Below are 21,941 nucleotides of genomic sequence, written 5' to 3' on the forward strand. Positions count from 1 at the left end.
GGATCTGCCACCGGTCCGGCGAGTCATCAGTTCAGCTCGAAACTGCCGGATCGCGGGCCGAACTTCTCCTACTTCAAGTCATGTCCCACCGGCGGCCGCACGATGTATTGAAAGTAGGCACGGTGATCGAATCCGTTGGCCCGCTGGTACTTCGCCCCCTTGGCACGCATCTGAATGTTGATGACAGCTGCCTCACCCACATCAGCGTCCGTAACCTCCCATTCGAGTTGGGCTTCCGTGCCGCTTGCGGAAATGGCGGAGGCTGCGTGTGTGCCTGCGGGAGTGATGAGCTCCCATTCCAGTGGTCGGTCGCGTCCGTCGGTACCGGTTACCGTGACCTGAACTCGGTCTCCTGGGCGAAGGATCGCACCGGTGACCTTGCCCTCAAAGATTTCCCCAATCGGACCGTCCCAGCCGGTGAGTCGATGACCGAAACAGTCCACCGCGGACTCAATCCGCGGATAGATTTCTCCGGCGGGATCTCGCGTGCTCATATACAACGTCACCTGATTTCGGATCTGACCGGCGATACCGGAGAGGAGTTCCTGCTCGAAGGTCACCAAGGGCCTGCTGTGGGCTGTGGTGTTGCGGAGTTTTTCCATGCGCACTAGAAGTGGATAGGCGTCTCCGAGTGCAGGTTCTAGGTCCGACCAATACGTCTTGGCGATCTTGACCAAGTCGTACATGTTCGCATAGGTGAGGCCGGGCCCATCCGTTTCGGCTACACCGCGACGTTCCCTAGTCTTCTGTTCAGCCTTGGCTCTTTCTGCCCACAACTCGCGTTGCTGCTCTGTCGACACTCTTTCGATCCAGTCGGCATCGTACTTCTGCAGGAACACGTAGCCCATCAAGGATCTGAGGGCGTTCTCGCAGGTTGACTGGGCAATGCTCGGCTCAAGGGTCACCATGACCACATGCTGCCACGCACCCGATTGCAGTGGGCTGATGCACTTGGTCCGATGTCGCAAGATATTTCCGATCGCGCATTAGGCCCTTGCGTAGGTGTCACCGTCGTACGGTCGAGGGATGGCTCTCGGAACGATCATCAGAGATGTGTACTCCAACGACGAACGCAAAGATATGCGAAAAGTCCTGCGAGCGTTTCTCTGTGGAGGTTGGAATACCGCCGGGATCTACTGCTTCTGGGACCCGGACACACACGACGCTCTCTACCTCGGTTTGGCCAAGAACCTCCCCGACCGGTTTGCCAATCACAATGGGTTGAAGGGCACCCCAGGTAACGGGAACAAAGCGATAGAAGTCGACGCATGGTTCGATGCCCACGAACGGCTGGGCTACAGCATCATCGTGCAGTCGGACGTCGCGGACGATGCCACGGAGGGTTACACGAAGAGTGCCGAAGGTCAGCTGATTAAGGGCCACCAGAAGGCATTTGGCAAGATCCCGCCGTGGAACAACATGGGCGGCAGCGTCGACGGAGCCGCGAAGGCCGGGGATCTGACCGGAGCATGGTTCGACTTCCTCACCGGTCGCCAGGACAGCCTGCTCGTGGCACGACGAACGATCCGGCAACTCGATGACGACGCCACAGCTGAGTTCAACGAAATCGATATCATGCTTGCTCGCACACAGCTCGCCTTGGCCCAGTTCGATTCGGAGATAACCGATCACTCGATCGTCAAGGGTCTTGAGTATCTCCGTGACACTCCGGTCTTCGGCCGAACATCGGAACGCCACGACGAGTTGATCGAATACCTACACGAGCCCGCACCACACCCCGAACTGAGCGACTGAGCGCGCGTCTGTTCGTGTCCGTTCTTTACAAGCCGCGATCGAGATCGATCCCCCGATTCGGCTCGACGTCCGGTGGGGTCTGTCTGCGCGTGGCGGCATCCGTCGTTGACTGTCCACTCGCCGCTGACGGGGCACTGGCGAGAGAACGTGCACGTGCAGCATCCTCGCGATCCGCATCACGCAGAACTTCGGTGTCACGTCGTTGATCGGTGATTCCCTCGACGGGCCGACCGTCTCTGAGGGGCGCAGCAGTGACGTCGGTTTCTCGGCGTAGTCGCTGCTCGACCGCTGCACGTTGGGGTGCCGTGAGCTTCTGTCGGCGGCGGCGAGCATGTTCGGTGATAGCGGTATCGAACACGGCGGCGGATGCAAGATCGGCGGCGCGGCGGTCGGGGTCGCCCGCGCGTGCCGCGATCGCGGACCATTCGCCAGTCTCGGCACCCACCCGGCCGGCGGCGTCGCGAGCAGCGCGTTGGGTGTCGCGGACCTGGCGTGCAAGTCGCTCTTCGCGTAGTCGTGCATCGTCGGCGGCCGGTTCGAGGGTCTTACGCTCGCGTCGTTTTGCGGTCGACAGCTGCTCGGTGAGCGACGTGTGTTCATTGCGCGCAGCCTCGTGTTGCGCGGTGATCCGGCGTAGTTCAGTCTCGATTTCGCGGGCTGCTGCGATCGCTGCGGCGTGCTCGTCGAGTCGGGCGTACAGCTTTTCGGTGTCGGCGACGACGGTGGGTTCGGTGCGGTCGCGTCCGGCGCGGTCGACGAACGCGGTCAGCTCTGCGTCCGGGAGGAGACGGATCGGGTCCTGTTCCATTTTGGCGAGCAGGGCGGCGTCGGCCGGCGAGAGCGCCGGTTGCGGATCGGGGGCACTCTCGATGATGTCTTCCGCCGACAGTTCTGTCGGGGCCGGCGCTTCGTGCTCGGGCTGCTCGACCACGGTATCAAGTTGTGGTGCGTCAACCGCCTCGGTGGTGGCAGTGGGCTGCTCCTGCGTCGTCACGGTCGGGGTGTCGGACATCGCGGAACGCTTCGCTGCCTGTTCGGCCCGCCACAGCATCGCTTCGGTGCGGTCGACGTCGGCCTTGAGCTCGATGAGGACGGCGAGGTCGATGCTCTCGGCCGCCAGGCGTGCGGTGGTGACGTCGACGGCGGTGACTTCTCCCCCATCGGCGGCGGTGACGCGCTCGTATTCGGCGGCGGCGTCGTGTGCGCGGGTGCGGGCGGCGGTGGCGGTGTCGTCGACGAATCCGGCGCGCCAGATCTCCCAGTCGAGACCGCGCTGAGCGAGGGCGCGGGCATCGTCGTCGTCCCCGGCGGCCGCCACGTCGGCGGCGACTGCGGGCCGGATGACGGTGTCGATGTGATGCCAGAGCGCTTCGGCCTCGAACTCGGTGTCCATCCAGTCCTGGCGGGTGTCGAGCATCGCGATCCGGGCGGGGCGTTGCCGGTCCGCGCGCTCCTGCAGCTCGGCGAGCATCGTGCGGGCATGGAACTGTGCGGGGCTGGTGCCGTCGGAAATCCGGCCGCGCAGCTCCCTATAGTTGGTTCTCGCGTCTTCGAGGTCTTGGGTAAGCAGTCGTACTCGTTCGTCGGTGGTGACCGTCGGGTACGGCAGAGCCAACACCCGTGCGTGTTCGAGCATCGCCGCGTACGGATCGACCTCTGGATCGATGTCCGGATCGTCGGCGGTGACGTCGTCGCTGTAGCTGTCGTACTCGGGCGGCGGGGCGTCGTCGTACTCCAGCGGCGCATCGAGTGCGTCGAGGGAGGCGAGGTAGTCCGCATCGCTGCCCAGCGGGATTGTCGGTGCGGCTGCGTCGACTGCTGCTGTCGGTGAGTTGACCGGGGCCGGAAGGTAGTCCGGATCGGCGAATTCGGCGGGCAGCACGTCGGCAGTAGTGTCGCCGATCGTCTCGTCGAGCGGTGCGAGGGCTTCTTCGTCCTCGACCGAGAGCGGTTCGTCGGCCAGTGGGGTGTAAGTGCGGGCGAGGTGGTTCTCGCGCACCAGCATCTCGGCCCGCCACGTCAGTGCGGTGGCGAGTTCGTGGGCGGGCAGGGTGACACCGTGATCGACCGGGTCGATGCCCCCGTGCAGGAACTCGTACGCAGTCCCCAGCAACTCCCCCGGCGTCCACAAGGTGGGGTCGGCGTCGTCGACGGTCGCCACGAGTGAGGGCCATGCCGGGTCGGACATCACGCGGGTGGCGGCGCGCTCGCCGAGCAGTTCGGTCAGCATCGGTGCCCAGGATGGTTCGAGGACCGCGCCGTCGGTGTCCGCGTCGAGCGCGGCGGCGGAGAGTTCACCGGACAGTCGCCACCACAGTGCGGCAGCGGGCAGCTCGTCGGGTAGCGGCGAGGTGGCGAGGGAGTCGCGGACGAGGGTGTGGACTTCGATTCCGGCGCGTGCGGCGGCGGAGAGTCGGTCGGCGAGGATCGGGAAGTACGGGTCGCGGGCGATGTGGGTGTCGAGTTCGTCGACGAACGGACGCCATCGGGCGACGGCATCGTTTCCGGTGTCGATCATTTCGGCGGCGCGGCGGTCGAGGCTGCGTTGCGCTTTCACCGATTCGGCCGCGTATTGCTCGGGTCCGGTCGGACGGCGGTCTGCCGGGTCGACGTCGTGTGCGGCGCGGAACACCGCAAGATCGGTGAGCAGTTCGAGGTCGGGTTCGTCGGTGAGTATCGGGCGCGCCCACACCGGTGCAGTTGTCGGTGTCCATGTGGCGACGTCGGCGGCGATGCGTTCTCGATGACCAGTGATGGCGTCGGCGCGGGCGTCGAGGTAGCTCGCCCACTCCGGTTCCTTGCGCAGTGCGTCGGGGATGGCGGGCAGCCACGGCAACGGCCCCCGCCCCGATGCTCCACGTGCTGCGGAGTGGCGTCCGGTGGCGTCGAGTCGCCAGTCCAGGACTGCGGCCCGATCTCCCGCGGTGCCGAGTTCGCGTTCGGTGATCGCGGCGTTCAGTGCGACGACAGGGTCGTCGCCTCCGGCGGCGAGGATCGCGAGATGACCACGCAGGACCGGCCACGCGGCGTCGTCGGTGAGGCCGGCGATCGCGGCGTCGGCGGCGGTGTCGATCGCGGCCATCACTGCGGGTCCGGCGAGGACTTCGCAGGCGGTGGCGACGGAGTAGTCGTAGGCGTTCGCGGCCGGTGCCAGGTTCACATGCGGATCGCCGGCAGCAGCGAGGGTCGAGTGCGCCGATACCTGTGCGCCATCGCGGCGCAGGATCGCCCGGAAGTCGTCGACGGCGGTCGGGGGAAGCATTCCGCGTTCGGTCATCGCGGTGTGCAGATCGCCGTCGGAGGCGGTCGCGAGATACATGTGGTTGTTCAGTCGACCGCGGGTGAGTGCGACGTAGGCGAGCTGTCGGGTTTCGTCGCCGGTGGCCACGACGTGGCAGGTGTCGGCGGTCGAGCCTTGCGCGGAGTGGACTGTTCCGGCGTAGCCGAGTTCGGTCGATTCCTGGACGTAGTTTGGTGACAGGGTGACGGTGCGTCCGAGTTCGAGGTGGCGTACCACCAGTGATCCGTCGCGGCCGACTTTCTCGACGGTCCAGCGGTCACCGTTGCGGACCCAGTCGGTCTGCGAGAGTGGGTTGCGGCGGTCGTTGGAACGAGTGCGGACGATGTCCCCGGCGCTGGCGCGGAGCCCGTCGGCGAGGACGGCTTCCCGACCGATCTTGGCGTCGGTGGCGGCGAGGCGGTCGGTGCGGGCGCGGGTGTTGAGTTCGGCGACGAGCTCACGGGTGGGTGCGAGCAGCAGTGCGTCCTTGCCGGCGGCGCGGTCGGTCGACCATGCGATGTAGGCGTCGTCGGTGACGGTGGCGATGGAGCCCACGTGCAGCCGGGAGTGGTCGATGTAGAAGCCGATCGCGGCGTCGTCGCCGTCGCGCAGTGCCAGTGATGCTGCGCCTTCGGCCGCGCCGGTGACCGGGTCACGGAACCGCACCACCTGCGAGAGCGTGAGAGCGCCGACGCGGTCGTGGATGTCGCGGAGCACTCCGCCGGAGGCAACGGAGGCGAGCTGTTGATCGTCGCCGATCAATCGCACCGTTGCGCCGCGTTCGGCGAGGGCGGTGACGGCGTCGTCGAGGTCGAGGGTGCCGGTCATTCCGGCTTCGTCGACGATGACGAGAGTGTCCGGTCCGATGTTGGTGTACCACTCGGGGACGGACACCGGATCGCCGTTGCGTAGACGTTTGGTGATGTCGACGAACTTCGCCAACGTATCGGTAGTCGTCAAGATATCTTGACGCAGGACTGCGGCGGCAGCAGCAGTCGGCGCGAACCCGACAACGTGTCCGCCTGCGTTCTGCCACGACCGTGTCAGTGCGGTCATGGCGGTGGTCTTGCCGGTTCCGGCGGGTGCGAGTGCGAGCTGAAGTTTCGCACCGGAGGTCGCCATTGCGCGCACCAGTGATCGCTGTCCGGCGTTGAGTTCGCGTCCGTTCGCAGCGGACTCGAGCAGCGCCATTTCGACGTGCTCGTCGGCGATGGCAACCCCGTCGTTGCGTTGTGCGAGAGCGACGATGCGAGCTTCGGCATCGAGGACGGCGTTGGTGGTGAACAGGGTTGCTTCGTGGCGGGTGTGCACGTCTCTGCCGTCGCGTCGACGCATTACCTCCGGGGCGATGTCTGCGGCGACGTCGTCACTGAGTTCGTCGCCCAGGGTGACGGCGTGGTCGGTGCTGCAGGCGCGGTCGGTGATCGCTTCGACGAGGTCGGTGATGCGATCGGCCGGCGGGTTCGCGGTGCGGACCTGACGGATCGCTTCGGCGCGGATGTTGTGCCGTTGGTAGCGCGAGCGTGCACGGGAGACGACCTCGACGACTTCGGCGGCGGTGTAGTCGATCCAGCGCGGGTCGTCGATGTCCACGCTCGCCCGGGTGCGCTTCTTGCCGGTCACCTCGGCGACCATCTTCGACAGTGCCTTCGGTGAACCGAGTACGTCGATCGCCTCGGCGCGCCACCCTCCGCGTTGCTCGGCGTGCGAGCGCGGTTCGTGTTTGGCCTGCCGGGTCTCCAGTGTCGCGCGCTGCGCCAACCGGATCGCTTCGATGGCGGTCGGTTCGCGGTGATGCTCGGCCTGGAACTCCCGTGCGAGTTCGGCGGTGCGCACGACGATGGCGGCATTGCGGGAGGACCAGCGCTCGGCCAGACGGGTATCGAGGCCGACGATTTCACGCACGGGTCGCTTCGACCGGTCCTCGCTCGGGCGTTCGGCGAAGTCGACTCCGATGCGTTCACGCAGTTGCGCTTCGAGGGCGGTGTTGTAGACCTCGGAGGCGGGAACGTTGTTGCGGTACAACGCGGCCCCGTCGAGCGCGAGCCACTTCGTCGTCCCGTCCGGCAGGGTCGTGGAGACCTTGTTGGAGATCGCGACGTGGGTGTGCAGGTTCGGATCCCCGGCGCGTGAATCGCGGTGGGTGAACGCTGCGGCGATCAATCCGTTCGCGTCGACTTGCGCGACACCGCCGTTGCCGAGGCGGGTGAAGCAGGCGTGCTCTTCGAGGTATTCGAGTGCTGCTGCGATCGCGGCGTCGTGCGCTGCTTCGATCTCTTGCGAGATCTCCCGCGGCGCAACGGCCCAGAGCGCCGACACACTTTTCACGGGCGTGAACGTGAGGTCGAACCCGGCGACGGCTTTGGTGTTCTGTCGCCCCGATTTTGCGACCCACCCGGACAGTTCACGTTCGTCGGCCGGGGCGCGTCCGTACTCGCGCTCGAACATCTCCCTCGCGACGCGGGTGCGGATCGTTGCGCGCGATTCGGCCTCGATCGGTGCGTTCCATTTCTCGCCGGCCGCGAGGTTGTGCTCGACGAACGCCTTCGCGCACGCGACCCGGTAGTCGGAGGCTCCGTTGTCGATCTTGAATGCGCGTCCGAGCTTGATCGCCGCCGACGCTGCCCGCTCTGCGTTCTTAGTCGACGCACCGGCAGCGAGCTCGGCCGCGAACTTTTCCGCGTACATGGTGTCGGCCTCGGGGTGCAGGCCGTCACCGAACAGCGCCTTCATGTGCGCCTCGGACACCTGTTCCCCTGCGCCGATGGTTTCCAGCTCGGCGAGTCCGGACCCGGTCCAGCGGCCCGGAGATTCGCCCTTTTCGGAGTAGTACTCGGCCAGTGATGCGGCCCCTCGTTCGGTGGAATCTGCCGCTGCAACCTGCCTGGTCAGGTACGTATACCCGTCCCCCGCGGTGAGCTTGTGCAGACCCATCATGGACCGGACCCTACCAGCGAAATCCACAAAGTGGCCTGAATGCATGAGGTCTGTGGGGTTGGTCTTGGCTTTCGGTTCTAGATCGGTGGTGCTTGGGATCAGTGGTCTTGGGATGGGGTTTCGGTGGTGGTGGATCGGGATGCGGGAGGAGGTTGTGTCAGGATCTGTGAATTCGAGGGTGTTCGGGGTTAAGGTGGGCGGCATGGCGTCGACTCAGGCTCGGATGACTGCGCGTGCTCGGGCACGGGCAGCGCAGCAAAAAGTCGTCGCCGACCGCAAAGCGCGCGACGAGAAGAACATGGGCTCGTTGACGGACTACTTCGCGGCCGCTGACCAGATCGACGCGGCCCGGCTGGCGATGGCCCGCGCGCTCGACGACATCCGCGCTCGGGAAGGAACACTCAGCGCCGCTGCGACACTCGCGGGGATCACGACCGGCGAAGCTCGCAAACTTCTCGCACTGCTCGCCGACACCGCAGCGCCGTCGGCGAGCCCAGAGACCGGCGACGACGCCTCGGTCTCCGACTCGGATGCAAACGCAGAATCGCGTGATGGATCGGCCTTGAACGAGCCGGGTGACTCGGCGTCGACAGGCGATGCAACGACGAACAAAGCCGCGACCGTCGACAGCGTCCCGGACGCCGAGTCCGCGACAAGTCAGGGGTAGCCGGTGACCGCAGCGGTGATGCAACTGGCGTTGTTCGGCGACGACACCGACGCCGCTGAGTTGCAGTCGGTTCGCCGGGTGTGGCGACCGTTGCAAGGGCCGTTGACCGCCAAGACGGTGGCACGGTTCTGGACGAAGGTCGTCAAAACTCCGACGTGCTGGTGGTGGCGTTCAGCCGTCAGTTTTCCTGATTCCTATGGGAGGTTCACCTTCACCGACGGCGACACACCACGCACGTTGTCCGCGCACCGGTTCGCTCTTCTGCTCGAATACGGCGACCTCGATGACGGGATCGTCGGCGAGCACGACTGCGACGAAACACTGTGCGTGCGAGTGGCCGACGGTCACCTCAAACGCGGCACCCAGTCGGCGAACCTCGCGCACGCCGTCGCAGTCGGCCGGCACATCGGACCGACACCGGCAGGCGGGGATCCACGCGGACGCTACGGGCGCGCGATCGCGATCCGCGACGCACTCGAAGACGGCTACGACGAACCGCGACTGCGGGCCGCTCTCGCCGGCCACAGCTTCGACGCCCAAGCACCACCAACACTGTTCTGATACGACAACGACGACGTTGTCGGCGGCGAGCTGTAGAGATAGATCCATCAGGCTTCGGGCCGCTGCACCGCCCCGGTGAGAGCAGTCCTCAACGATAGGGACTTCGAGATGACGCTCTCCTCGCTCTTCACCGACGACGTCGGACCGCTCCCCCTGCTCGCTGTCGCCGGTGCTGGACTCTTGATCTGGTACGTCCGGTACCTCGGCGAGAACGACCCCGGATGGAAGGGTTTCGTGGCAAACATTCTCACCGTCATCGGTGTCGGCGCGTACCTCGTCGTTCTCGCTGTCGTGTTCGGCGCGTTCATCGCGGTGATCGGCGCGTTCATCGCGGTGATGCTGTTCATGGTTCCCCTGTTCGCACTCGGCGGTGCCAGCGGAGTCGATGACCGCAGAGCCCGTCGCGGGTACTACCGCGACCGGTACGACAACGATTACTACTGACCCTCCGACACGCACGAACAGTCTCTGTGCACGTAGTGCACTCGGGCGATGCTCAGCCGGTGCAACAGCGGTTGTGCAGTCGCTGCAACGGTCACGTGCGGATCGTGTGCACCGCGTCCCGACACCGGATGCAACGGGCACAAGGTTTGAGAGAGAGCGTCGCCTGTGTACGCGGCCCGGGTACAGCGTGAGCGATGAATGCGGATAGTCCTGACGCACGACCGCAGCTGTCGGTCGAGGAGATCTTCGAGCGGCATGGCGAGTGCAGACGCCGACTCAGTTCGTCGTGCCGTGCATCCAGGCAATGACGTCGAGGACTCGTAGCGCACTGATCTCGTCGGGCAGTCCGGCCTTCGCCCGAATCGAACGCAACCGCGCGTCGAGTGCTCCGCCGTCGGCACGCAGCGCTTCCCGAATGGGGTTCAGATGCAGTGCCTTCGTGTCCAGCACACGTCCGACGACCACGTCGTAGATCGGCACGAGACGGGGACGTTTGCGGGCCATCAGCTTCGTAGCGATGGTGCGGCCGATGTCCCCCACGCTCCGCAATTCGTCCTCCAGACGCCACAACGGTGCCTCCGACGTGAACGGTTCGGTCTCATCGACGAGGTCGCGGTCGGGGCCAACCGACTCCAGGAGTTCGGTGAATCGGTCGACTCGGGTGACGAGCAGATCGCGTGCCGCGTTTGCCGTGACCGCAACCGACAAGAAGGTGACCGCAACGAGGTCGTCGGCGGTGAATCGGTTGCTGTCGGCGACGCGGTTCTGCGGTGCCCAGCTGTCGAAGTACGCGCCGGTGTAGCACCCGGCATCGAGGTAGGTGCCGCCGTAGTACCGACGCAGCAGAGCGACCGCATCGTCGTCGGAGTCGGCGATCAAGGGCGGTGGAAGAGTGACACTCATAGCGGTCGATCGTGTCAGACAACGGTGGTGTCGACGTCGGGTTCCGGGTGGGGTTCGATGCGCTCCATGCTGTTGATGATCAGCGCGGTGCGCTCCGGCGGGCCAGACACACATGCGGTCGCAGCGATCGGGCCCGCCGTCTCGACGCACGATCGGCCGGTGTGTGCGAACGCGCGCGGGAACATCCAGAAGTCGATCGAATCGTCCAAGTCGACGAGTCGCCCCATCGCCCACTGACCTGTCTGCTCATTCGTCTGCACTGTGACGTCCTCGAGGGTGCCGTGCACGACGACGTGCGTCCCGTTGGGGACATCGCCGTCGAGCACCTCCCGCACTCGCACGAGAGGCTGCGGTGTGGCGGCGTGGTCGTTCGGCATGGTCCCCAGGCTTCCACCAGGCTCCGACACGAATGTGGCGTTGTGAGGCCGACGGCTCCGATGTGGCCTGTCAGCGGCGGGCGCGCCTGGGGGGGTCGAGCTACGACTCGGTGCGATCGGGTGCGGTGGTGGCGTCGCAGATCCTGTCGTCTTCACCTGCGTACCGGAAGGTGCGTTGACCTGTCGAGACCATCCTGGGCGTTCGCCGTCGTCGGCAGGTGGGTCGAACGTCCGCTCGTCTGCCATACCGCCAGTTTCTCGTCTGCCACGACCGATCTCGGGCGGCGTCGACGCGGTGATGTGACCGGGGGAAGGTTCAGAGGTAGAGCAGGTTCATCTCGCCTGTTCCGTCGAATCGTTCGAGGCTGTCGAGGACGCCGTTGAAGTTCGCGGTCCGGCATCGTCCGAGGCCGACGATGAGTGCGAAGTTGCCGTCGAGGGTGACCAGATACGACGGGGCGCAGCCGTTGTCGGGTGAGACGTGTTCGCGGGCGTCGAGCAGTGCGTAGCGGACGGCGTCGGCGGCTGCTCTCTTGGCGGTGGCGAGGTCCGGCTCGGCTCCGGATGCGGTGATGATCTCGGGGTTGTTCTCGGGGCGGGTAGTGACGGTCCAGGTGATCATCGTCGGTGTTCCTTTCCTCGCGCTGTCGTGGGCGGGCCGTGTAGGACTGGAGCCTCGCACGGCGAGCGCAGCGAGTCGGGCGAGGCGACCGCCATTGTCGGTCGGGTGTGGAGTGCCGGCGAAGCTGTGGATAACGACGTTCGGCCCCGCGGTGCGGGGCCGAACGTGTGGTATAGGTCAGGCGTTGTCGAATGCGTCGAGAATTCTGGTGGGGTCTCGGCGGAAGCGGCCGCCGTCGACGAATACCCCGACCGCGGTGCGGTGAACGCGGCGCAGCTCCTCCATGAGGGTGTCGTAGCCGACGCGGTCGGTGATGCGCCAGGTGATCGGGCCCATGTGCAGGTCTGCCCAGTGGACGGTGCGGCGTTGTTCGGGGACGTAGCGGCTGTGCGCGACGACGGAGTGTTCGGGGCCGCCGAGCCACACGACAGATATCGCGGCGGCACCGAATTGTGTGCCGGGTTGCGCCGGGTGGGGGGCGTGACCGTCCACGCCGACGAGTGAGCCTCGGACGGAGGCGAATCCGGCGATGAGGTCGCAGACGGCTTCGGCGCTGCGGAAGGTCATCATCACGTGCCCGAACGCGACGATCATCTGCGCTTCGTCGGTCGCGGCCGCAGTGACGGTGATAGTGGCGGTCTGTGGGCCGGTGACGATCGCGGTGGTGTGGGTGACGATGGCGGTGGTCCGCGCGTTCTGCGCTGCGCTGGCTCGGCGGCTGGGTCTGGTGGTGTTGCTCGACATGGTGACCTCTCCTGGAAAACGGTGGCCGGACCTTCGCCCTGCCAATTTCTTTTGCCGTGGTGGCTTGAGGAGAGGGCTCAGCGCACGGGGCGGCGGGTCAGCCGGTGGGCCGGAAAGTTTTCAGCCGAAGGCGTTCTGAAAAGTTTTCGGAGCCCTTGGGCCGGCGCAGCCGCCATCGGTTGATGCGCCGGCACGGGTGATGAACACTCGGAGAAGCCACAACGTCACAAGAAATTGATTTCTTCGATGCGGACGAAGCGCAGCGGAGTTCGATTCGGCGGCGGCCCGCAGGGTCGCGTGTGGCCCGCCAGGGCCTGCCCGAGGACTGCACCGGCCACCACCGGCGAGACGGCCGACGCCGCCGGGGTTCGGCGCTCCTGCAGCGCGGTGTGGGGTACGGCTCGCACGGTGACTGTGCGGGAGCGACGAAACGGAACCACGCTCGATGTCGCGGTAGCTCCGATCTTTTCGGTGTGTCCGACGGTGGTCGGGTGTGCAGTTCCGGTCTGGGCGGATTCGGTGTGGATCGTTTAGACTTTCGATCAAGTTCGAGCGTCGATGAGGGTCACGTTCGAGCGCGCCCCACCCGTACCGATTCACCCAGCACTGCGTTCACCGCACTGTGGGTTGTGTGGCTCTGTGAGCGATCGGTACCTGTCCGGTGGGGATTTCCGCGCACCGAAACTGGAAGGCCCTCACCATGTCTGTCTCTCCTGCTGTCGACAAAGACACCGCTCTGGCGCGCGCACGCGCCGCGATCGAGAACCGCACCAAATACATCGAGTCCCTTTTCGACGCCGCCCAGGCATCCGCTGATGCGCGCGAGAAGGTCGCCGAGGCGACTCGCGCCGCTGAACGCGCGAACGCCGAACACGCTGCCGCGTACAAAGAAGCGATCGATGCCGGGTGGACGGTTGCCGAACTCACCGGAAGTGGTCTGACTGCACCGACACCGGTCGGCAAGAAGCCATCCAAGCCCTCTGCCAGGCGCAGCTCCGGTCGCGCTACTGCGCGCCGCCGAGTAGGTGCCGAGAACACCGCCGGCCCCGACCGGCAACACGACGATGCGACCTCGCCGACTGCGTCGATGACGACGGAGACGGTGTCGAACTCGTAGGTGTCTGCCAGTGCTGCTGCTTGAGTGAGTGCGAACTGTGCGGCGGAACGGGAGGTGTAGAACGCGCCGCGGTAGTGCACGAAACCGGGGTCGCCGTTGCGGTCGAGGGAGGCTACTTCGACGTTGAATCCGGGCTGGGTCATGTGTGTGGTCCTTAGACGTGATGGGGTGCGCCCGCACGCGAGATGTGTCGAGCGTGCGAGGGCACGGGGGATCCGCGACCGGTGCCGGTGCGCGGGTGGTGCGAGGGCAGCAGGGTCAGTGCGCGGGCGAGGACTCAGGTTCGCTCGGCGTTCCGGGTGCAGTCGGCGAGGGCACCTCACGCCGTGATGTCGAGTTCATCGGCACCCCCGGCGAACTCGCCGCCGACCTCACCGCACTCCCGGACTACAAGAACGGTGTCCTGCGCACCGTCATCCCCGCACCACGCAACGTCACCGCGGCAATTGCCGCGATCGTCGAAGCAACACCGCCGCTACCCGACTCGGCGGTCGACGGCCCCGACGCCGTCGCAGTTCTCGACGTGGAGGTGTACTCGGTCCGGCCCGGCCCGATCCCGAACTCGCGCACCGACGTCGGCGCGTACACACCCGAGGACGCGCACCGCATCGCCGAGCAGCTCGCGGCAGATCTCGGCGGCTCCATCGAGCCGATGCGCAACGAGACGGTGCTGCGCGTGACCCACACAGCGGACGTCTCCGACACCGACCGCATCGCCGCCGAACGGTCCGTGCAGGTGCGGAACCTGCGGGCGAACCTCTCCGTCCTCGACCCGGTCGCCGACGCCGAACACATCACCGCCCTCGCCGCCGACCTCGACGAGCTGCGAGCTCGATCGACGCCGGCCGCACGCCCGGACAACACCGCAGCTGTGTCCGCGTCGGTATCGACGCCTTCGCTGGCGAACGCAGCGGACGTCGAACGCTCCTCGACACGTCCGCGCGGGTTGGTCACTCCCCCGACCGGACGCTCGTCCAGAGCGGCACAGGCCACCTCGTCCACGCTGCACACCGCCCCTGCTCCGACACACACAGCGGCGATATCGCGGTCGGCCGATCACGGTCTCGGGTGACCACCGACCACCAGATCCCCACCGCAGAGAAGGGAAGGGCGGCACCGACTACCTCGGCCCTCGCAGCGCTCCGACGAGCTCGGCGACGGTAAGCCTGCGTTCCGGCTCGACGGCGGCGACCTCGGCGCGGTCCTGGCGTTCGAGGCGGTGCTGTGGAACGAACCGATGACCGGCGTACTCCGCGAAATCCACATCACGCCCGGCCGCGTACGCGTGGTCGTTCTTCAGACCGAACAGCAGAAGGGCCTCTACCCGCGATACACATCCAGCGGCGATCCTGATGCGCCGTATCTGGCCGACTACGACATCAACTTCGGCGACGAGGTCCGGATCGGCGATCGCCACTGACACCGCTCGTCCGGCTCAGCTCGGCCGTACACGCGAGAAAGGCACCCACACAGCCGGTGTGGGTGCCTTTGTCGATCGGGCCGGGTTGGGTTGGGCGCGCGGTCAGCGCTGCGGGTGCGGCGCGGTGCCGGGTGCACCGAAGATCCCAGCCGAGCGTGCCCATGCGGTCAGGGTGCGGCGTTCGGCGTCGGTCGTCTCGTCGGCGTGGAGGTAGTCCCACTCCTGCAGCGCATCGAGGTCGCGGGCGTCGGCTCCGACGTGTCCGCACCACCACAGATACGCCCCGATCGGGGACTCCACCTCCGGCCCGTGGGAGTCGACACCGCGGGTGTCCCGTTCGTTACGGGGTCCGGTGCGGGGACTGTCGAGGGTCACTGCCCTGCCCGAAACGTGTTGAGCCGCCGCCACAGTGCTCGTTGAGCGCGTCCGTGCTCCACGAGATGTTCGAACAGGTACTCCTCCGGTAGCTCTTCGGCGGCGTGGACGATGGCCGTTGCCACGGTCCGGTAACTGCGTCGGTAGGACTGAGAGAGAACGATGTCGGCGTAGTGGACGGCGGTGAAGCCGTCTGCCCCGGCGGTGATGACCTCGTTCAAGCGGCGACGCAGGGGCGCGTCTTTGGCTCCGCCGGATCCGGATCGCATGAAGGCTGCGGTGACGCTCGCCGGGTCGTAGGGTTCGCCGGCCAGGGCGAGACCGGCAATCACGACGAACATTCGCCGGTATGCGACGTCGTCGAAGTCGTCGGCGGTCACGATCGCGGTGATGCGCAGGTCTTCGGCGGACACTCCCCCGGTGTGGGCGCTCCACATCAGGGCGCACAGCAGCAGTGCCTCGGGGTCGGTGGACGGCTCGTGAGCTGTCTCGTTGTCGACGGCAGTGTCGTCGTCGACAACGGCGAGGCTGCGAACGACACGCTCGGGCTCGTCGGGCGGTGGAACTGCACTCAGTGGCGTCATCGTCGGGCTCGTTCTCGCAGGTCGATCTCGAACAGGGTCAACGGAGTGGTCGGTCAGGCCGCGGTGAGCTTGTCGATGGCGTCGATCCGAAAGCCGGACCAGTGGGTGTTCTCGTCGACGACCACGACGGGCATCTGCCGGTAGCCGAGTCGGTCGGTGACGAACTCGCGGGCCGCTGCATCTTCGGTGACATCGACGGTTGTGTAGTCGATCCCGTGCTTGTTCAGGCGTCGTTTTGTTTGATCGCAGTTGTTGCATTCGGGTTTCGTGTACACAGTGATCGACATAGCTCACTCCTCGCGAGAATTGTTCCGATATGTCGATTTTACCTCAAATTGCCCCGATTATCCATAGATAAAGCGAGGCATTTTAACTCGAATATGTTGGCGCGCAATAGATTACTGACTGACCAGAAGTTCGCAATTACGTCGGTTGCGTTTCCTTATCGGCGTCCAGCTCGGCAGCGGCGAGCACCTCGAATATGTCGATCTGGCCTGCGGTCTCGGCCATCACCGCACGCCCAGCTCGGGGCGGGTGATGGACTGCACGGCGAGGGAGAGTCGTACATCGCCGGCGTCGACGACGACGGGGTGGATGCGGCTGTACCAGGCACCGGGTGCGTCGAGGAGGGCGGTGACCTCGACGCGGCCTGCGGGTGCGGTGCGGTAGCCGAGAATGTCGATGATCGTTCCGTCGAACTGGGTATCGAGCGAAATCAGTTTCATTCCAACTCCTTTGAGACGGCGGCGCGCGGGCGTGGTGGATGCGGCCAGGGTGGCGGTCATGAGTACTCCCAAGGTCGGGCGGAGAAAGACTTCAGCGACGACGGTCGCGGGCCGTGCGCAGGCGCTCAGGAAGGCAAGGTCTGGCAGTCGGCGCATTCCCAGCGCCCGGCGGTCGAGGTGCAGGTCCGTCGCTCTTCACAGAGCCAGCAGATCTGGTTGCGCTTGCGGGTCGACACCTGTTGCGCGGCAGCCACGGTGGCGGCCTGTGCGCGGTACTGCTCACGGGTGCTCGCATCACGGACAGCGAGGTCGGCGCGGACCTGCTCCGGATCTACGGCCAATCCGCCGGTTCGTACGTTCAGCATGTCCCCGAACGCTGCGCGGCAGGACTGACACACATCGCCTGGCGTAGCGACCGGAACAGTACACCCGGGCAATGCGCAAGACGTGAACAGCGTTGCCTGCCAACCGTATTCGATCTCGCCGGTGCGTGTCGATGTCATACCCAAACCATACAGCGTCACGCTGTATGGTTGCAAGGGGTTCGGCGGAGTACTTACAGCGTGGGGCTGTAAGGTGCGGGTATGTCGACAATCATGCTCGTGCGGGGATCGGAGGAACCGTGACCGATACCGAATTGACCCTCTCGGAGGTTCTGGCACTGATCGAGGCCTCGACCGGGAAAGCGATCGCGTCCTCAACGTGGCGGTCATACGTCGCTCGTGGCCAGGCCCCGAAACCTGCCCGCCACCTCTCGCGCACTCCGCTGTATTCGCGGGAGGACATCGAGGCGTGGATCGCAGGCCGACCCGGCAGTGGTGCACGAACCGACCTGTACCCACGCTGATCGCCGTTCGGCGTTCCCGGTTCACCCCTGCGCGCGTCAACATATCTTGACGAACCAGAAAGGCCCCGGCCATCGGCGTGATGGTCGGGGCCTTCCTGCCGTGCTGGTTGCGACGCTCCAGCGGATGGTTAGGCGTCGTCGTCGACGGCGGCGTACGCGGCGTCGACGGTGATGTTGCCGATCGCGGCCTGCTCCACCGGGGTCAGGGTGTGCCCGCTGTCGGCGAGGAAGGTCAGGTAGCTGTCGATGCCGACCATGCCTCGGTAGTGCTTCGAGGAGAACCGCCAGTAGTCCTTGGCGTCCTGCGGTCCCGTCAGGCGGGCCTCGAACGCGGTGAGCACACGGGCAAGCAGCAACACCTCGGCGCGAGCGGGCGTGGCACCGGTTGCCTTACGGTCGACCTCGCCCAGCGGTGAACCCATGATCTCGCCGTACCGCTCCGAGCACTTGGATTCGGTGAACACGTCGCCATGAGCCGCCAGCGCGGTCACCATCCACTTGGTGGCGTTCTTCGGGGCGGTCTTGCCTGCGAGCAGACCGGTGAGGAATGCACGTCGGGCTTCGGTGGCGGTGGCTCCGGCACGGTTGAGGGCTTTCACCTTGCGGCGTTCTGCGCGTTCGGTCTCGATGCGTTCGGCTTCGGCGCGCGCGGCTGTGCGCTGCGCCGGGGTCAATCCGTCCTCGGCGTCGCCGCCCTCTGCGCCGACGGCGGCGATCTTCTCGGGTGCGAGTTCGAGGCCGGCCGCAGACACGTGGTCGTGGCGCAGGAAGAACTCGCACCCCCAGGCGGTCACTTTCTCGACCGTGTTCGCGTGCCGCAGCTCCTCGTACGCCTCGGCGGCGTCGTCGTCCTCGGTGTCGAAGTCGATGTCGTCCTCGGCGACTTCCTCGCGGGTCGTCTTGTCGACCCAGACGGTGCCGGTCTCGTGGACGTAGACGTGCCACAAGTGCGGTGCGTGCTCCGGGGCGTCGGCCGGGACTGCCGCGCCGTCGGCGGTGCGCAGGTCCGCGAGTGAGTACCACTCCCCCTCGCTGGTGGACGGTTCGTCGTGGAGCAACGTGAAGCCGAGTGCGATGTAATCGGCTGCGGCGAAGGTGGTCTCGGCGCGTTCGTCGATGCGGCGCTGGAGGGTGGCCAGGCGGTACTCGAAACCGAATCTGTTGTCGAAGATCTGCTCGATTGCCTCGGTGATCCACGGCTCCGCCTGTGCGGCGGCTTCGAGATCAGCAAGCAACGCAGCCCCTTCGAGGGTGAGTTGCCGGTCGTCGAGCTGGCGGCGAGCGCGCTCGGATCGTCCTGCTCGACCGGCCTTTTCGACGTACGACTTGGGGACGTGCAGTGCTGTCGCGACCTTCTGCACGTTCAGGCCCAGGTCGAGCAGGCCCGTGACGGCGGCGGCGCGTTGCCCGGTGGTGAGGTCTTCGCGCTGGTCGTTGGATACGACCTGCTCGGTGATGCGTTCGATCCCTGCGGCCTTCTCGTCGTCGGACTGCTCGCGCACCATCACCGGTATCGAGGTGAGACCGGCTTCGCGGGCCCCGAGAGTTCTGCGCTGTCCGTCGTGGACGACCAAGGTTCCGTCGGCGCGGCGGACCGCCGAGACCGCCTGGAGGACACCGTGGGCGGCGATGGAGGCGACGAACTCGGGGTCGGCGGTGATGTCTACGCCGTCGCGGACGTTGGCGGTGATGTCGAGGGCGTGCGGGTCGGCGTCGACGAGGGTGTAGCCGGTCGAGGTCGGTGCCGATTGTGCAGCCATGGTGGTGGTCATGATCGTGGTCTCCCTGGTTAGTGTGTGCAGGTGAGGCACCGGGCAGATATCAGCTGCCCGGTGCCCGTTCGCAGGTGGAGGGTCGAGCGAGGGTCAGCGGTCGGCGGTCTTCACGACGGGTAGTTCCCAGATCGGATCTTCTGCACAGGGGTCGCTGATGTCGACCCATCGCCCGGTGACCGCGTATCCGCGACGGGCGAGCAGGACCTGCGCCGTGTCCGGGGTCCAGTCCATCGGTGCGTGCTTCTCGATGCCGGGCGCGTCGATGTATTCGACCTCGATGCCGCCCCGTCGGATGGACACTCCCAGGCCGCGTTCGGGGCGTTCGTCGCCGTATTCGGAGGTGACTGCCGTGAGGTTCTGCTCGGTTTCTCCCATGCCCCAACCTTACAGCGTCACGCTGTATTGTCAAGTCCTGCAACGGTTTTCGATTCCTGTGCGAATCCGAGCGGTCTCGTTGCGGGCGTCGAACGGCGGCACCATACCCACTCGATTCGCCTACAGCGCAGGATGATCGAGCCTGCGGCTCACGCCGGGTCGGTGCGGCGGGTGGGGTTCTCGATACGGGGGCGCAGGTTGTAGGTGTCGTACCACTGCTGGGCGGCTTGCTTGCTCATGCCGAGGATCTCGCCGATCTTCGACCATGGGACAGGCCGCTCCTGGGTCCGGAGGCGTCCGATGATGGCGTAGCGGTCGGCAATCATCGTCGAGGCGAGGAAGGCGTTGATCTCGAGTGCGTCGACATCGGAGACCGCGTCGTCCATGCGGCGTTGGGCGTTCACGGTCCACGTCCCGGCGTCCTTGCGCCCCTGCTCGTGGACCATCTCGGCTAGGTCGACGTCGACGAGAGCGTCCTTGTATTGGACGTAGAGTTCGGTCAGCTCGGTCGGGGTGAGGACCTTCTCCGATTCCATAACGTCAAGATATCTTGACGTATTCTGTCCGTCAACATATCTTGACAATTAGAGCGTGCTTCAGCTGACTGGGGTTGCGGCTTCGGCGGGGCACCACTGTTGATGGAGGCGAAGGAATCCCTTGCCGTTGCCGATCGGTATATCGAAGCTCAGACAGCAAATCCACTGTCCACGAGCGGTTTTCGCCCACGCATGAAGCAGTCCGGGCGATTTTGTATCCATCGCGAGTCCCTCCGAGCGGACCTTGAGAGGCGTCCCGTCGCGGAAGGATCCTCCGGACGAGCCTGCCACGGTGAGCGCTATGTTTTGTGCACGGATGGACAGATGTCCACGTACTGTTGCCCACCATGCCGAAACCTGGTTGGCGTGTTTGTATCACTCCACACGAGTTGGTGCCGCGGCCAGCGGTTCCGGACACAAATTTGGAGTGGCCTGGGTTCGCGCGGCCAGAGTTGGTGGCCGGCACGCCGTTCCTCATCGACCCGGTATTCGAGTACGACGTCGAACTAAATGCCTTCTTCAGATCAGTCGATATGCAGACGAAGGCGCGCAACACCCAGGTGGGCTACGCCCGCGATCTAGCCGCGTTTTTGAACTTCGTTGCTGTCTCACGAGACAGAACTCGTTGGCGCGACGTCAACGAGGCTGACCATCTGGCGTACTGGCGCTGGCGCAGGATCGACCCCCAAGGGCCGCACATACAAGGTGCGACATGGGACCGAGAGGTTGCCGCAGTCGACAAGTTCTACCAATGGCAGGTCCGCGCGGGCCACATATTGACAAACCCTGTGCCGCACAGAGTTCGACAGCCAACACCGTTCGGCGCGGGCTTCGTCCGTCATGACTCTTCGACCACAACACCGGCAACCTACTCGCACGATGCCGCGACGGATCGTATCGAGTGGCTCCCACCCCAGTCCTACCGTTTGTGGCGCGATGTCGGGATTCGCGGATATCGCGCCGACGGTGTCCACGACACCGGGTTTCGCGGTCGCTGGGCGGCGCGCAACGCGTCATTCTGCGACTTGATGGTGCGCACCGGGATGCGGTTGTCCGAGCAAGCGGCGCTGACGGTATTCGATGTGCCCGCAGCTCGCAGTCTGGGGGGCTATCAACGTTTTTGGTTGCCGACGGCCATCTCCAAAGGTCGTTCGGCCCGCCGGGTCTACGTTCCTGAATCCGTGATCGCCGACCTGATCGGGTACGTGACACTCGATCGCGCGGAGGTCGTCGACCGCGCACGCGCCTGCGGACGGTACGAACAGGTTCGCCGCCCGCTCGTGATCCCTGATCCGCATTCGCCGGTCGTCGTGCAGACTCGGTCCGGTCTGAGATCGACCGTGAAAGTTTCCAACCTCGATGCCGACGAGCGCCGCCGTTTGCTCATCGACGGGCCCGATGGTTTGACGCCGGCCGCGTTCTGGCTGTCGGAGTTCGGCACCCCCATGGCGGTCTCGACCTGGAAAGACATGTTCGCAGTCGCCAACACACGGTGTCGTCGAGCAGGAGTTCCTCTGTCTGCACATGCTCACCTCCTGCGGCACACGTTCGCGGTGGTGACTCTGGAACAGCTTCAGCGCGGACATATCAGCGCGATGACTGAGATGACTGCCGAACAGCGAGGGCAATGGACACAGATCTTCGGTGACCCTCTGGACTGGGTGCGACGTCGGCTCGGGCACCGCTCCGTGGTGACAACACAGATCTACTTACACGCGCTGTCGGAATTGGAAATGGAAACGCGAATGATGTTGGTGCCCAACACATGGGAAGATCCCCGCGACACTCCACTCGATGTCTTCGACGTCGCCACTGAGAACAAAACGCAGTGAGCGGTCGCGGCAGTACCGGGACCGGGCGCCGCGCGATGCTCCCATCTGGCCTGTACACACCGACC

24 protein-coding genes and 1 pseudogene are annotated in these 21,941 nt (G+C 65.6%); 10 read left to right on the forward strand and 15 right to left on the reverse strand.

All coding sequences use genetic code 11. The features are described 5' to 3' along the window. Positions 1-68 precede the first annotated feature (68 nt). Complete coding sequence (locus tag CH256_RS07770) at positions 69-908, reverse strand: hypothetical protein (protein ID WP_143536298.1); 840 nt, start codon at positions 906-908, stop codon at positions 69-71. 118 nt (positions 909-1,026) lie between these two features. Between CH256_RS07770 and CH256_RS07775 the strand changes: the two genes are divergently transcribed. Then, the gene (locus tag CH256_RS07775) at positions 1,027-1,755 is read left to right on the forward strand and encodes a hypothetical protein (protein ID WP_094623001.1); all 729 of its coding nucleotides are present in this window, start codon (positions 1,027-1,029) and stop codon (positions 1,753-1,755) included. Positions 1,756-1,780: 25 nt separating this feature from the next. On the opposite strand, the gene mobF is transcribed toward CH256_RS07775, so the two are convergent. Continuing rightward, positions 1,781-7,972, reverse strand: coding sequence for a MobF family relaxase (gene mobF, locus CH256_RS07780; RefSeq protein ID WP_179272029.1), 6,192 nt, complete (start codon positions 7,970-7,972; stop codon positions 1,781-1,783). A 202-nt stretch (positions 7,973-8,174) separates the two neighbouring features. Between mobF and CH256_RS07785 the strand changes: the two genes are divergently transcribed. From CH256_RS07785 to CH256_RS07795, 3 genes are all read left to right on the forward strand, one after another. Continuing rightward, positions 8,175-8,639 carry a hypothetical protein gene (locus CH256_RS07785; RefSeq protein WP_080731981.1) on the forward strand — a complete coding sequence of 155 codons (465 nt, stop codon included), beginning with the start codon at positions 8,175-8,177 and terminating at the stop codon, positions 8,637-8,639. A 3-nt stretch (positions 8,640-8,642) separates the two neighbouring features. After that, entirely contained in the window at positions 8,643-9,200 is a 558-nt protein-coding gene (locus CH256_RS07790; protein ID WP_052057159.1) for a hypothetical protein, read from the forward strand. Between the two features lie 108 nt (positions 9,201-9,308). Further along, entirely contained in the window at positions 9,309-9,644 is a 336-nt protein-coding gene (locus CH256_RS07795; RefSeq protein ID WP_032386848.1) for a hypothetical protein, read from the forward strand. 276 nt (positions 9,645-9,920) lie between these two features. On the opposite strand, the gene CH256_RS07805 is transcribed toward CH256_RS07795, so the two are convergent. The 5 genes from CH256_RS07805 to CH256_RS07825 all read right to left on the reverse strand — a co-directional run bounded on the left by CH256_RS07805 (position 9,921) and on the right by CH256_RS07825 (position 12,697). Beyond that, positions 9,921-10,547: a DUF6308 family protein gene (locus tag CH256_RS07805; RefSeq protein ID WP_094622998.1), complete on the reverse strand. Its 627-nt coding sequence runs from the start codon at positions 10,545-10,547 to the stop codon at positions 9,921-9,923. A gap of 14 nt (positions 10,548-10,561) precedes the next feature. Continuing rightward, complete coding sequence (locus CH256_RS07810) at positions 10,562-10,924, reverse strand: hypothetical protein (protein WP_094622997.1); 363 nt, start codon at positions 10,922-10,924, stop codon at positions 10,562-10,564. Between the two features lie 316 nt (positions 10,925-11,240). Beyond that, complete coding sequence (locus CH256_RS07815; RefSeq protein ID WP_032386844.1) at positions 11,241-11,546, reverse strand: hypothetical protein; 306 nt, start codon at positions 11,544-11,546, stop codon at positions 11,241-11,243. A gap of 177 nt (positions 11,547-11,723) precedes the next feature. Next, positions 11,724-12,290: a hypothetical protein gene (locus tag CH256_RS07820; RefSeq protein WP_094622996.1), complete on the reverse strand. Its 567-nt coding sequence runs from the start codon at positions 12,288-12,290 to the stop codon at positions 11,724-11,726. 224 nt (positions 12,291-12,514) lie between these two features. Further along, positions 12,515-12,697 (reverse strand): hypothetical protein, encoded by a 183-nt coding sequence (locus tag CH256_RS07825; protein ID WP_143536297.1) that lies wholly within the window; start codon positions 12,695-12,697, stop codon positions 12,515-12,517. A 293-nt stretch (positions 12,698-12,990) separates the two neighbouring features. Here CH256_RS07825 and CH256_RS07830 point away from each other — a divergent pair, with 293 nt between their 5' ends. The 3 genes from CH256_RS07830 to CH256_RS07840 all read left to right on the forward strand — a co-directional run bounded on the left by CH256_RS07830 (position 12,991) and on the right by CH256_RS07840 (position 14,827). Continuing rightward, entirely contained in the window at positions 12,991-13,407 is a 417-nt protein-coding gene (locus tag CH256_RS07830) for a hypothetical protein (protein ID WP_094669228.1), read from the forward strand. Between the two features lie 196 nt (positions 13,408-13,603). After that, positions 13,604-14,479 (forward strand): hypothetical protein, encoded by an 876-nt coding sequence (locus CH256_RS07835; protein WP_094669229.1) that lies wholly within the window; start codon positions 13,604-13,606, stop codon positions 14,477-14,479. Positions 14,480-14,644: 165 nt separating this feature from the next. Beyond that, positions 14,645-14,827: a hypothetical protein gene (locus CH256_RS07840; protein WP_143536296.1), complete on the forward strand. Its 183-nt coding sequence runs from the start codon at positions 14,645-14,647 to the stop codon at positions 14,825-14,827. A 102-nt stretch (positions 14,828-14,929) separates the two neighbouring features. Here CH256_RS07840 and CH256_RS07845 read toward each other — a convergent pair whose 3' ends face one another. From CH256_RS07845 to CH256_RS28505, 5 genes are all read right to left on the reverse strand, one after another. Beyond that, a complete protein-coding gene (locus CH256_RS07845) occupies positions 14,930-15,202 on the reverse strand; it encodes a hypothetical protein (protein WP_032386838.1) in 273 nt (90 codons plus the stop codon). Beyond that, entirely contained in the window at positions 15,199-15,786 is a 588-nt protein-coding gene (locus CH256_RS07850; protein WP_094622992.1) for a DnaB-like helicase N-terminal domain-containing protein, read from the reverse strand. The genes CH256_RS07845 and CH256_RS07850 overlap by 4 nt, the downstream gene beginning before the upstream one ends. 53 nt (positions 15,787-15,839) lie before the next feature. Further along, complete coding sequence (locus CH256_RS07855) at positions 15,840-16,073, reverse strand: glutaredoxin family protein (protein ID WP_094622991.1); 234 nt, start codon at positions 16,071-16,073, stop codon at positions 15,840-15,842. 222 nt (positions 16,074-16,295) lie between these two features. Continuing rightward, positions 16,296-16,511 carry a hypothetical protein gene (locus CH256_RS07860; protein WP_143536534.1) on the reverse strand — a complete coding sequence of 72 codons (216 nt, stop codon included), beginning with the start codon at positions 16,509-16,511 and terminating at the stop codon, positions 16,296-16,298. A 125-nt stretch (positions 16,512-16,636) separates the two neighbouring features. Next, entirely contained in the window at positions 16,637-16,876 is a 240-nt protein-coding gene (locus tag CH256_RS28505) for a hypothetical protein (protein WP_256984009.1), read from the reverse strand. 257 nt (positions 16,877-17,133) lie between these two features. Here CH256_RS28505 and CH256_RS07870 point away from each other — a divergent pair, with 257 nt between their 5' ends. Further along, the gene (locus CH256_RS07870; RefSeq protein ID WP_094622989.1) at positions 17,134-17,358 is read left to right on the forward strand and encodes a helix-turn-helix transcriptional regulator; all 225 of its coding nucleotides are present in this window, start codon (positions 17,134-17,136) and stop codon (positions 17,356-17,358) included. Positions 17,359-17,486: 128 nt separating this feature from the next. Here the strand turns inward: CH256_RS07870 and CH256_RS07875 are convergent, their stop codons facing one another. The 3 genes from CH256_RS07875 to CH256_RS07885 form a co-directional block, all read right to left on the reverse strand. Next, complete coding sequence (locus CH256_RS07875; RefSeq protein WP_094622988.1) at positions 17,487-19,130, reverse strand: ParB/RepB/Spo0J family partition protein; 1,644 nt, start codon at positions 19,128-19,130, stop codon at positions 17,487-17,489. Positions 19,131-19,223: 93 nt separating this feature from the next. Further along, positions 19,224-19,508: a hypothetical protein gene (locus tag CH256_RS07880; protein WP_094622987.1), complete on the reverse strand. Its 285-nt coding sequence runs from the start codon at positions 19,506-19,508 to the stop codon at positions 19,224-19,226. Positions 19,509-19,657: 149 nt separating this feature from the next. Next, on the reverse strand, positions 19,658-20,044 hold the full coding sequence (locus CH256_RS07885; protein ID WP_094622986.1) for a hypothetical protein: 387 nt from the start codon (positions 20,042-20,044) through the stop codon (positions 19,658-19,660). Positions 20,045-20,391: 347 nt separating this feature from the next. Here CH256_RS07885 and CH256_RS28510 point away from each other — a divergent pair. Both CH256_RS28510 and CH256_RS28515 read left to right on the forward strand, forming a co-directional pair. Then, a pseudogene (locus CH256_RS28510) lies at positions 20,392-20,802 on the forward strand (site-specific integrase); the annotation flags it as partial. Positions 20,803-21,072: 270 nt separating this feature from the next. Continuing rightward, positions 21,073-21,876: a hypothetical protein gene (locus CH256_RS28515; protein ID WP_230591174.1), complete on the forward strand. Its 804-nt coding sequence runs from the start codon at positions 21,073-21,075 to the stop codon at positions 21,874-21,876. Positions 21,877-21,941 lie beyond the last annotated feature (65 nt).

Source organism: Rhodococcus sp. 05-2254-6 (genome assembly GCF_002258565.1).
GTDB lineage: Bacteria > Actinomycetota > Actinomycetes > Mycobacteriales > Mycobacteriaceae > Rhodococcoides.

What these genes read in the sequence shown, in the direction of transcription:
- CH256_RS07815 (WP_032386844.1), bottom strand. Translation starts at nt 11,546, where the DNA reads ATGATCACCTGGACCGTCACTACCCGCCCCGAGAACAACCCCGAGATC.
- CH256_RS07810 (WP_094622997.1), bottom strand. Translation starts at nt 10,924, where the DNA reads ATGCCGAACGACCACGCCGCCACACCGCAGCCTCTCGTGCGAGTGCGG.
- CH256_RS07875 (WP_094622988.1), bottom strand. Translation starts at nt 19,130, where the DNA reads ATGACCACCACCATGGCTGCACAATCGGCACCGACCTCGACCGGCTAC.
- CH256_RS28505 (WP_256984009.1), bottom strand. Translation starts at nt 16,876, where the DNA reads ATGCTGAACGTACGAACCGGCGGATTGGCCGTAGATCCGGAGCAGGTC.
- CH256_RS28515 (WP_230591174.1), top strand. Translation starts at nt 21,073, where the DNA reads ATGGTGCGCACCGGGATGCGGTTGTCCGAGCAAGCGGCGCTGACGGTA.
- CH256_RS07805 (WP_094622998.1), bottom strand. Translation starts at nt 10,547, where the DNA reads ATGAGTGTCACTCTTCCACCGCCCTTGATCGCCGACTCCGACGACGAT.
- CH256_RS07820 (WP_094622996.1), bottom strand. Translation starts at nt 12,290, where the DNA reads ATGTCGAGCAACACCACCAGACCCAGCCGCCGAGCCAGCGCAGCGCAG.
- mobF (WP_179272029.1), bottom strand. Translation starts at nt 7,972, where the DNA reads ATGATGGGTCTGCACAAGCTCACCGCGGGGGACGGGTATACGTACCTG.
- CH256_RS07880 (WP_094622987.1), bottom strand. Translation starts at nt 19,508, where the DNA reads ATGGGAGAAACCGAGCAGAACCTCACGGCAGTCACCTCCGAATACGGC.
- CH256_RS07830 (WP_094669228.1), top strand. Translation starts at nt 12,991, where the DNA reads ATGTCTGTCTCTCCTGCTGTCGACAAAGACACCGCTCTGGCGCGCGCA.
- CH256_RS07850 (WP_094622992.1), bottom strand. Translation starts at nt 15,786, where the DNA reads ATGACGCCACTGAGTGCAGTTCCACCGCCCGACGAGCCCGAGCGTGTC.
- CH256_RS07855 (WP_094622991.1), bottom strand. Translation starts at nt 16,073, where the DNA reads ATGTCGATCACTGTGTACACGAAACCCGAATGCAACAACTGCGATCAA.
- CH256_RS07840 (WP_143536296.1), top strand. Translation starts at nt 14,645, where the DNA reads ATGACCGGCGTACTCCGCGAAATCCACATCACGCCCGGCCGCGTACGC.
- CH256_RS07795 (WP_032386848.1), top strand. Translation starts at nt 9,309, where the DNA reads ATGACGCTCTCCTCGCTCTTCACCGACGACGTCGGACCGCTCCCCCTG.
- CH256_RS07860 (WP_143536534.1), bottom strand. Translation starts at nt 16,511, where the DNA reads ATGAAACTGATTTCGCTCGATACCCAGTTCGACGGAACGATCATCGAC.
- CH256_RS07885 (WP_094622986.1), bottom strand. Translation starts at nt 20,044, where the DNA reads ATGGAATCGGAGAAGGTCCTCACCCCGACCGAGCTGACCGAACTCTAC.
- CH256_RS07770 (WP_143536298.1), bottom strand. Translation starts at nt 908, where the DNA reads ATGGTGACCCTTGAGCCGAGCATTGCCCAGTCAACCTGCGAGAACGCC.
- CH256_RS07785 (WP_080731981.1), top strand. Translation starts at nt 8,175, where the DNA reads ATGGCGTCGACTCAGGCTCGGATGACTGCGCGTGCTCGGGCACGGGCA.
- CH256_RS07775 (WP_094623001.1), top strand. Translation starts at nt 1,027, where the DNA reads ATGGCTCTCGGAACGATCATCAGAGATGTGTACTCCAACGACGAACGC.